Source organism: Kitasatospora kazusensis (assembly GCF_039529945.1).
Lineage (GTDB): Bacteria > Actinomycetota > Actinomycetes > Streptomycetales > Streptomycetaceae > Kitasatospora > Kitasatospora kazusensis.
Genome location: NZ_BAAANT010000058.1, coordinates 20,684 through 29,454, shown reverse-complemented (window position 1 = coordinate 29,454; position 8,771 = coordinate 20,684). Strand labels below are relative to the sequence as shown.

8 protein-coding genes and 1 riboswitch are annotated in these 8,771 nt (G+C 70.3%); of the genes, 3 read left to right on the top strand and 5 right to left on the bottom strand.

Features of this window, described 5'->3' with window-relative positions; genetic code table 11:
* Positions 1-199 precede the first annotated feature (199 nt).
* The 5 genes from ABD330_RS29500 to ctaE form a co-directional block, all read right to left on the bottom strand.
* Complete coding sequence (locus tag ABD330_RS29500; RefSeq protein WP_344469254.1) at positions 200-568, bottom strand: GntR family transcriptional regulator; 369 nt, start codon at positions 566-568, stop codon at positions 200-202.
* Positions 569-693: 125 nt separating this feature from the next.
* Positions 694-2,352 (bottom strand): cytochrome bc1 complex cytochrome b subunit, encoded by a 1,659-nt coding sequence (gene qcrB, locus ABD330_RS29495; protein ID WP_344469252.1) that lies wholly within the window; start codon positions 2,350-2,352, stop codon positions 694-696.
* Positions 2,349-3,425, bottom strand: coding sequence for a cytochrome bc1 complex Rieske iron-sulfur subunit (qcrA, locus tag ABD330_RS29490; RefSeq protein WP_344469250.1), 1,077 nt, complete (start codon positions 3,423-3,425; stop codon positions 2,349-2,351). The genes qcrB and qcrA overlap by 4 nt, the downstream gene beginning before the upstream one ends.
* Positions 3,422-4,231 carry a cytochrome bc1 complex diheme cytochrome c subunit gene (gene qcrC, locus ABD330_RS29485; RefSeq protein WP_344469248.1) on the bottom strand — a complete coding sequence of 270 codons (810 nt, stop codon included), beginning with the start codon at positions 4,229-4,231 and terminating at the stop codon, positions 3,422-3,424. Before qcrC ends, qcrA begins: the two co-directional genes overlap by 4 nt.
* A gap of 138 nt (positions 4,232-4,369) precedes the next feature.
* A complete protein-coding gene (gene ctaE / locus ABD330_RS29480; RefSeq protein WP_344469246.1) occupies positions 4,370-4,990 on the bottom strand; it encodes an aa3-type cytochrome oxidase subunit III in 621 nt (206 codons plus the stop codon).
* A 446-nt stretch (positions 4,991-5,436) separates the two neighbouring features.
* Here ctaE and ABD330_RS29475 point away from each other — a divergent pair, with 446 nt between their 5' ends.
* From ABD330_RS29475 to ABD330_RS29465, 3 genes are all read left to right on the top strand, one after another.
* Positions 5,437-5,862, top strand: coding sequence for a DNA-binding transcriptional response regulator (locus tag ABD330_RS29475; RefSeq protein ID WP_344469244.1), 426 nt, complete (start codon positions 5,437-5,439; stop codon positions 5,860-5,862).
* A gap of 125 nt (positions 5,863-5,987) precedes the next feature.
* On the top strand, positions 5,988-7,061 hold the full coding sequence (gene trpD, locus ABD330_RS29470) for an anthranilate phosphoribosyltransferase (protein WP_344469242.1): 1,074 nt from the start codon (positions 5,988-5,990) through the stop codon (positions 7,059-7,061).
* 142 nt (positions 7,062-7,203) lie between these two features.
* A riboswitch (SAM riboswitch) is annotated at positions 7,204-7,321 on the top strand.
* A gap of 51 nt (positions 7,322-7,372) precedes the next feature.
* On the top strand, positions 7,373-8,734 hold the full coding sequence (locus tag ABD330_RS29465; RefSeq protein ID WP_344469240.1) for an aminotransferase class V-fold PLP-dependent enzyme: 1,362 nt from the start codon (positions 7,373-7,375) through the stop codon (positions 8,732-8,734).
* Positions 8,735-8,771: the final 37 nt, after the last annotated feature.

The window sequence follows — 8,771 nt, the reverse complement described above, 5'->3', positions numbered from 1 at the left end:
CTCGGCTGGGAAACCCCAGCCGAGCGTCTGGCTAAACTCCTCACGGCCTAGACAACCAACCACGTGTTGCAACGACCGCTAGAAACCGCCCTGCGCGCGCAACCGTGCACCTCCGTCGTGCCCTGGTCGCGCAGTTCCCCGCGCCCCTATGGGTTGCCCGGTTACGCAAAGTTCGCCCGCGCCCCTGGGGGTACCCCGCTCACCCGCCGAAGGCACCCCGCAGGGCCGTGGCCACCGCATCCCGTGCCTCGTCGTGGGAGAGCCCGAGCCGCAGGGCCCGCTCCGCGTACTCCGTCGCGGCGGCGGCCGCCTGCCGGTGGGCGGTGTCGCCCGTCGCGGCGATGAGCGTCCCGCGTCGGCCGTGGGTCTCCACCACCCCGTCCGACTCCAGCTCGCGGTAGGCCCGGGCCACCGTGTTCGGGGCGAGCCCGAGGTCCTCGGCGAGCGCCCGGACGGTGGGCAGCTTCAGGCCGGTGGGCAGGACGCCGCTGCGGGCCTGGTCGGCGATCTGGGCCCGTACCTGCTCGTACGGGGGAGTGGCGGAGGCGTGGTCGATGCTCAGCTGCACAAGGGGCTCCTGACGGGGACGGGGACGGGACGGGGTGGGTGGGGAGAAAGGCCGAGGCCCCCTCCCCCGGAGAAGTTCCGGGGGAGGGGGCCTCAGGTGGCGATCTGACCGAGGTCAGGCGGGGATCAGTGGTGACCGCCGCCGCTGGTGATCTCGTGGTGCTCCTCGGCCGTCGGCTTGGCGATCTGGCTGTGCTCGCCGAAGTAGCCCTTGGAGAGCTTGGCCCGGACCTTGGTGAGGCGGCCGACCTTGCGCTGGACGCCGTTCTCGTCGACCTCCGCCGGAAGCTCCAGCGGCCGCGCCTGCTCGTGGGCGGTGAGCTTGTGCAGCTTGTCCGCCGGCAGCTGGGCGTGGATCTCGACGAACTCGCCGTGCGGCAGGCGCTTGATGACGCCGGTCTCGCGACCGTGCAGCACCTTCTCCTTGTCGCGACGCTGCAGGCCGAGGCACCAGCGCTTGACGATGAAGAAGACGATCACCGGCACGACGAAGAAGCCGATCCGGACGAAGTACGTGATGTCATTGATCGACAGGTGCAGGTGGGTGGCGATCAGGTCGTTGCCACCACCGATCAGCAGTACCACGTACAGGCTGATCCAGGCCGAGCCGACCGCGGTGCGGACGGGCGCGTTGCGCGGGCGGTCCAGGATGTGGCGCTCGCGCTTGTCGCCGGTGATCCAGGCCTCGATGAACGGGTACGCGGCGAGGACGAACAGCACCAGCGGGAAGATCATCAGCGGGATGAACACACCCAGGTTCAGGGTGTGGCCCCAGGCGCGGATCTCCCAGCCCGGCATGATGCGGATCAGGCCCTCGGAGAAGCCCATGTACCAGTCCGGCTGGGCGTCGGTGGACACCTGGTCGGGGCGGTACGGGCCGTAGGCCCAGATCGGGTTGACGGTGGCGATCGCCGAGATGGCGGCGATGATGCCGAACACCAGGAAGAAGAAGCCACCGGCCTTGGCCATGTAGACCGGCATGAGCGGCATGCCCACGACGTTCTCTTCGGTCTTGCCGGCGCCCGCGAACTGGGTGTGCTTGTGGTAGAAGACCAGGATCAGGTGGGCCACCAGCAGGCCGACCATGATGCCGGGGATCAGCAGCACGTGGACGGTGAAGAGCCGCGGCACGATGTCGGTGCCGGGGAACTCGCCGCCGAACATGAACATCTGGAGGTAGGTGCCCACCAGCGGCACCGCGAGCACGGCGCCCTCCATGAAGCGGATACCCGTACCGGAGAGCAGGTCGTCCGGGAGCGAGTAGCCCATGAAGCCGTCGAACATGCCCAGGAACAGCAGCAGGAACCCGAAGAGCCAGTTGATCTCACGGGGCTTGCGGAACGCGCCGGTGAAGAACACGCGCATCATGTGCACGAGCATCGCGGCGACGAACACGATCGCGGCCCAGTGGTGGATCTGACGGATCAGCAGACCACCGCGGACCTCGAAGCTGATGTCGACCGTGGAGGCGTAGGCCTCCGACATCTTGATGCCGTTCAGCGGGGCGTAGCTGCCGTGGTAGATCACCTCGCCCATGCTGGGCTTGAAGAACAGCGTGAGGTAGACACCCGTCAGGATGATGATGACGAAGGTGTAGAGGCAGATCTCACCGAGCATGAAGGACCAGTGGTCCGGGAAGATCTTGCGCAGGTTGGCCTTGGCCAGGGAGTAGATCCCCAGCCGGCCGTCCAGGTAGTCGGCAGCGGCCTCGCCCTTGTTCGCGGGCTTGGCGCGAGTGCTGCTCGGCTTGGTGGCGCCAGTGGTGGCGCTGCTCGCGGAACTCATGCGGAGCGCTCCCAGAAGCTCGGGCCGACGGGCTCGCTGAAGTCGCCGGTGGCGACCAGGAAGCCCTTCTCGTCAGTGGTGATCTTCAGCTGCGGCAGCGGGTGGCCGGCCGGGCCGAAGATCACGCGGGCGCCGTCTGACAGGTCGAAGGTCGACTGGTGGCAGGGGCACAGGGCGTGGTGGGTCTGCTGCTCGTACAGGCTGATCGGGCAGCCGACGTGGGTGCAGATCTTGGAGTAGGCGAGGATGCCCTCGAACCCGAGGTCGCGGGAGCTGGTGTCCTTGATGTCCTCCGGAGCGATCCGGACCAGCATCAGGGCGTCCTTGGCGATCTTCTCCTGGAACTGCTCGTCGTCCTGCGTCAGGCCCTGGGGCTTGGCGAAGGTCAGTGAGCCGATGACGATGTCCTCGGCCTTCATCGGCAGCTCGGTGTTCATGTTGATCAGCTGGATCGGCTGCGCCGGGGTGGCTTCCTGCCAGCCCGTGTGGTCGAGCTTCGTCTCGGGCAGCGGGCCGAGGTCGCGCAGCAGCACGACGCCGGAGAGCGGCACCAGGGCCATCGAGCCGATCAGGGTGTTGCGGATCATCTTGCGGCGGCCGAAGCCGGACTCCGCGGCACCGGTCTTGAACTGCTCGATGACGTCCGCGCGGACCTCGTCGTCAGCCTCGATCGCGTGCCGCTCGGCCGGGACCTCGTGGTCCGACATCAGCGTGCGGGCCCAGTGGACCGCGCCCGCGCCGATGCAGAACAGCGCCACGCCCAGGGTCAGGCCGAGCGCGAGGTTCAGCGCGCTGACGTGGCCCAGCGGGAAGACGTAGATGATCTTGTCGATCGGGAAGACCACGTACGAGGCGATGAACCCGACGGTGGCCAGCATCGACACGATGAACATCAGCGAGACCTGGCGCTCGGCCCGCTGGGCGGCCCGCTCGTCGATGTCGGTGCGGCGCGGCTCGTGGACCGGCAGACCGGGGTCGGCGAACGGGTCCCCGTGCGGGGCGACGTCGTGGCCGTGGGAGGCGTCGTGCGCCTCGGGCAGCTTGTGCTCTTCTGGCATGTTGTCGTGGCTCATGACTTCTTGGCCTTGGTGGTGTGGGCGGCGACCCAGATCGCGATCGCGATGAGAGCGCCGAGACCGAAGATCCAACCGAACAGACCCTCGGTCACCGGACCGAGGCTGCCGAGGGCCAGACCACCGGGGTTGGGCTCGTCGTTGGTGGTGTGGCGGACGAAGGCCACGATCTGGCGCTTCTGGGCCTCCGGCATGGTGCTGTCCGGGAAGGACGGCATGTTCTGCGGGCCGGTCTGCATGGCCTCGTAGATGTGCTTGGGGTCGACACCTTCGAGCGCCGGGGCGTACTTGCCCTGCGTCAGAGCACCGCCCGAAGCGGCGAAGTTGTGGCACTGGGCGCAGTTGGTGCGGAACAGCTCGCCACCCTTGGCCACGTCGTCCGGGCTGGTGGAGGTGTACTGGTCCGTGGTCGGGACAACCGGGCCCGGACCGAACGAGGCCACGTAGGCGGCCAGCTGGTCGATCTCGGCCTGGCTGTAGATGACCTTCTTGCGCGGGACCTGGGCACCCGGCTGCTGCGCGGGCATCCGGCCGGTGCCGACCTGGAAGTCGACCGCGGCGGAGCCGACGCCGACCAGGCTCGGACCGTCGGAGCTGCCCTGGCCGTTCAGGCCGTGGCAGGAGGAGCAGCCAACGGCGAAGAGCCGCTTGCCCTCATCGATGGCGAGCGACTGTGCCGAGGAGTCGGCCTGGGCATTCTCGGCGGGCACGAACGCGGCGTACAGCCCCCCGGTCACCGCCAGGGCGAAGAGTAGGACGACCAGCGCCGCCAGTGGGTGGCGCCGTCGTGCGGAGAGCTTTTTCACGGAATAACCCCGGTGTCAGGATCTGGTCGGCTGGGGGTGCGCCCGGAGGTCGGCCCGGTCGGTCCGGCTTGGGGGGCGCGCGGTCGGTCGGTACGGGCCTGCGTGGTCCGGCCGGCAGCCAGCGACCTGATCAGCTGGTTACTTGATCAGGTAGATGGTCGCGAACAGGCCGATCCACACGACGTCGACGAAGTGCCAGTAGTACGACACCACGATCGCGGCGGTGGCCTGCTCGTGCGTGAACCGCTTGGCTGCGTACGTCCGTCCCAGGACCAGCAGGAAGGCGATCAGACCACCCGTCACGTGCATGCCGTGAAAGCCGGTGGTCAGGTAGAACACCGTGCCGTACGGGTCCGAGGACAGCGAGAGGCCGTCCTTCTTGACCAGCTCGGTGTACTCGAAGATCTGCCCACCGATGAAGATCGCGCCCATTGCGAAGGTGAGGATGAACCACGAGCGGAGCTTCTTCACGTCACCGCGCTCGGCGGCGAAGACGCCGAGCTGGCAGGTGAGCGAGGAGAGCACCAGGATCGTGGTGTTTCCCGCCGAGAAGGGGACGTTGAGGGCGTGCGCCTTCTCCGCCCAGAACTCTGGGCCCTTGACCGAGCGGAGCGTGAAGTACATCGCGAAGAGGGCCGCGAAGAACATCAGCTCGGAGCTCAGCCAGACGATGGTTCCGACGCTGACCAGGTTCGGCCTGTTGACCGCTCCGTGCGCGTGTCCGGTTTCTGTTGCTGTTGCTGTCGCCACGACGGACATTATGTCGGTCCCTTATTCCGTCTTCACGCCGGGGGGTGTACCTCGGAGTGTCCGGTGCGTGCGGTATGCCCCGTTGGGGGCCGACGGGGCGTCCGCTGAGGGGGTTGGGGAGGCCGTGTCCGTTTTCTGACGGTTCTTCGAGGGCCCTGAGGGGCACGGACCACTCTTCTGCGCCGCGTGTCGCTGTGGCCGTCCGGTGCCGGCATGGGTTAGAGCCTCAGCCGTACGAGTGATGTAAACGGCTCAGGGTGACGGGCCGTCCTCCGAGTGGGTGAGGCCTTGGCGCGGCGCCTTGAGGGAGATCGCGTCAAGGGCTCACTACCGGGGTTCGTCGGGAGTAGCATCCGGAGGTGCGAGTGGTCCGGATCACATCGGGCCCGCGCGAGCCGTACCTGTGGCCGTACACAGGTGCGGGACATGAGGACGAGCACCCGGGAGCAGGGCCCATGGCGCACACGACCGACGAGACGCTCACCGTTCTCGTCTACAGCGACGACCGCAACACCCGTGAGCAGGTTTCGCTGGCGCTCGGCCGGCGCCCGGCCGCGGACCTCCCCGAGGTCGGCTACCTGGAGTGCGCGACGCTGCCCGCCGTCCTGCGGGCGCTGGAGAAGGGCGGCATCGACCTCTGCATCCTGGACGGCGAGGCCAGCCCGGCCGGCGGGCTCGGGGTCGCGCGGCAGATCAAGGACGAGATCTACGGCTGCCCGCCCGTCCTGGTGCTGATCGGCCGCCCGCAGGACTCCTGGCTGGCCGCCTGGAGCCGTGCGGACGCCGCGATCTCGCACCCGGTGGACCCGGTCGCCCTGGCCGGTTCGGCGGCCACCCTGCTGCGGGCCCGGACGGCCGGGCGGACACCTGCCGCCCACTGACGGTCCGGGGCCGCGCGTCTCGACTGGAGAGAAGGCTTCCCGGATCGAGGCGCCGGCCGTACGCCGCTCGCTAGGCTGGCTCCATCCCTTTCGGTTTGTTGAAGCGATGAGAGCTGGAGTCAGCCATGGTGAACGTGCAGCCTGCGAACGGCGGTAGCGACCCCGCGCAGGTGGTCCGCTCCTGGCCGGACCTCCTGAGCGCGCTGCTCTCCGGCGCCGACCTGACCCGGGGCGACACCGCCTGGGCGATGGACCGCATCATGCGCGGCGAGGCCAGCCCGGTGCAGGTGGCCGGCTTCATGGTCGCGCTGCGGGCCAAGGGCGAGTCGGTGGAGGAGATCTCCGGCCTGGTCGAGGCGATGTACGACCACGCCGAGCCGCTGCACATCCCCGGCCCGGCGGTGGACATCGTCGGCACCGGCGGCGACCGGGCCAAGACGGTCAACATCTCCACCATGTCGGCGATCGTCGCGGCGGCCGCCGGGGCCAAGGTGGTCAAGCACGGCAACCGCGCCGCCTCCTCCGCCAGCGGCTCGACCGACGTGCTGGAGAAGCTCGGCATCAGCTCGGACCTCTCCGTCCGGCGGGTCGCCGAGATCGCCGAGGAGGTCGGGCTGACCTTCTGCAACGCGGCCAGGTTCCACCCGGCGATGCGGCACGCGGCCACCGCCCGGCGCGACCTCGGGGTGCCGACCGCCTTCAACATCCTCGGCCCGCTCACCAATCCGGCCCGGGTCACCGCGCACGCGATCGGCTGCTTCGACACCCGGCTGGCCGGGCTGATCGCCGGGGTGCTCGCCGCGCGCGGCGCCACCGCCCTGGTCTTCCGGGGCGACGACGGCCTGGACGAGCTGACCATCTCCACCACCTCCCGGGTCTGGATCGTCCGGGACGGCCGAATCACCGAGACCGCCTTCGACCCGCGCGAGGTCGGCATCGAGCTGGTGGGCATCGAGGCGCTGCGCGGCGCCGACGCCGAGTACAACGCGGCCGTGGCCCGCCGCCTGCTGGCCGGCGAGCGCGGCGCCGTCCGGGACGCCGTCCTGCTCAACACGGCCGCCGCCCTGGCCGCCCTCGACCTGACGGACGCTCCGCTGCCCGAGCAGCTGGCGGCCGGCATGGAACGGGCCGCGGTGGCCATCGACTCGGGGGCGGCCGAGGCCACCCTCAAGCGCTGGGCCGAGGCCACGGCACGGTAGCCCGGCCCATCTGGGGCACCGTGGTGCGTCACCGCGCACCGCGGTGCCCGGGTGCCCCCGGCGGTGCGGGCGAGCGGCCCGGCGTCCGGATGGTGGATGGCGGTTTGACCATCTTCCGGATGCCTGCATAGAGTCGACGACAGGTCATGAGTGACAGCGACAAGCCCCAGCTTGCTGTCCGGCAACCCTCCGTCCGTGGCGGGGTGCCCTGGGTGAGGACCGGGCTTCGCGGCGAATCGTCCGCGTGGCAAGCGCGGGCCACCGGTCTCTTGAGCACTCCCGGGGTCCTGACCCCAGAGGAGTGCACCGCCATGTCCGTCGCCACCGATCTCTGCTCCCCGCTCGCCGTCCTCGGCCACGACGTCCAGGTGCCGCTGGTCTCCGGCGAGAAGGTCGGCTACGCCGCGCTCGACTACGCCGCCAGCTCCCCGGCGCTCCAGCGGGTCTGGGACGACGTCGCCGCGTACGCGCCGTACTACGGCAGCGTGCACCGGGGCGCCGGGTACCTCTCGCAGCTCTCCACCGACCTGTTCGAGCAGAGCCGCCGCACCGTCGAGGAGTTCCTCGACCTCCGCGAGGACGACCAGGTCGTCTTCACCCGGGCCACCACCGACTCGCTCAACCTGCTCGCGGGCGCCCTCCCCGCCGGGACCCGGGTGTTCGCCTTCGAGACCGAGCACCACGCCTCGCTGCTGCCCTGGCGCCGCGAGGGCCTGACGGTCGGCTACCTGCGGGCCCCGCGCTCGCACGCCGAGGCCGTCGCCCGGCTCGCCGAGGCGCTCGCCGAGGCCCCCGAGGGCCCGAAGCTGTTCTGCGTCACCGGTGCCTCCAACGTGACCGGCGAGCTGTGGCCGGTCGCCGAGCTCACCGAGACCGCCCACCGGTACGGCGCCCGGGTGGTCCTGGACGCCGCGCAGCTGGCCCCGCACCACCGGGTCTCCGTCCGGGAGCTGGGCGTCGACTGGATCGCCTTCTCCGGCCACAAGCTGTACGCCCCGTTCGGCGCGGGCGTGCTCGCGGGCCGCAGCGACTGGCTGGACGCGGCCGAGCCGTACCTGGCCGGCGGCGGCGCGAGCCGTACGGTGGCCCGCGAGGCGGACGGCTCGGTGGCGGTGGAGTGGCAGACCGGCCCGGCGCGGCACGAGGCCGGCTCCCCGAACGTGATCGGCGCCTACGCGGTCGCCTCGGCCTGCCGGGCGCTCACCGAGGCCGGGTTCGACGCACTGGAGGCCCGCGAGCAGCGGCTGATCGCCCGTCTGACGGCCGGGCTGGCCGAGATCCCCGAGGTCAGGGTGCTCAGCCTGTTCGGGGAGGAGGCCGCCCGGGTCGGCGTGCTCTCCTTCGTGGTGCAGGGCTGGAACAGCTCGCACTTCTCGGCGGCGCTCTCCGCCGAGTACGGCATCGGCGTCCGGGACGGGCTGTTCTGCGCCCACCCGCTGGTCCGCACCCTGCTGGGCGGCGAGGACGCCACCCCGTCCGAGTGCGGCGCGCCGGAGCCCTCACTGCCGGGCGAGCGCAGCCTGAACGCCATCCGGGTCAGCTTCGGGGCCGGCACGCCGGACGAGCACCTGGACCGCTTCCTGACTGCCGTCGGCGAGCTCGTCCGCGATGGTGCGAGGTGGACGTACCGCAGCGAGGGCGGGCGCTGCGTCGCTGACACTCGTCGCAACTGAGCAACGGGCACCCCGCTACGCAGTGCGCAACAGGGTG

Coding starts and splice junctions, on each gene's coding strand:
- qcrB (WP_344469252.1), bottom strand. CDS start 2,352: ATGAGTTCCGCGAGCAGCGCCACCACTGGCGCCACCAAGCCGAGCAGC.
- ctaE (WP_344469246.1), bottom strand. CDS start 4,990: ATGTCCGTCGTGGCGACAGCAACAGCAACAGAAACCGGACACGCGCAC.
- qcrA (WP_344469250.1), bottom strand. CDS start 3,425: ATGAGCCACGACAACATGCCAGAAGAGCACAAGCTGCCCGAGGCGCAC.
- ABD330_RS29465 (WP_344469240.1), top strand. CDS start 7,373: ATGTCCGTCGCCACCGATCTCTGCTCCCCGCTCGCCGTCCTCGGCCAC.
- ABD330_RS29475 (WP_344469244.1), top strand. CDS start 5,437: ATGGCGCACACGACCGACGAGACGCTCACCGTTCTCGTCTACAGCGAC.
- trpD (WP_344469242.1), top strand. CDS start 5,988: ATGGTGAACGTGCAGCCTGCGAACGGCGGTAGCGACCCCGCGCAGGTG.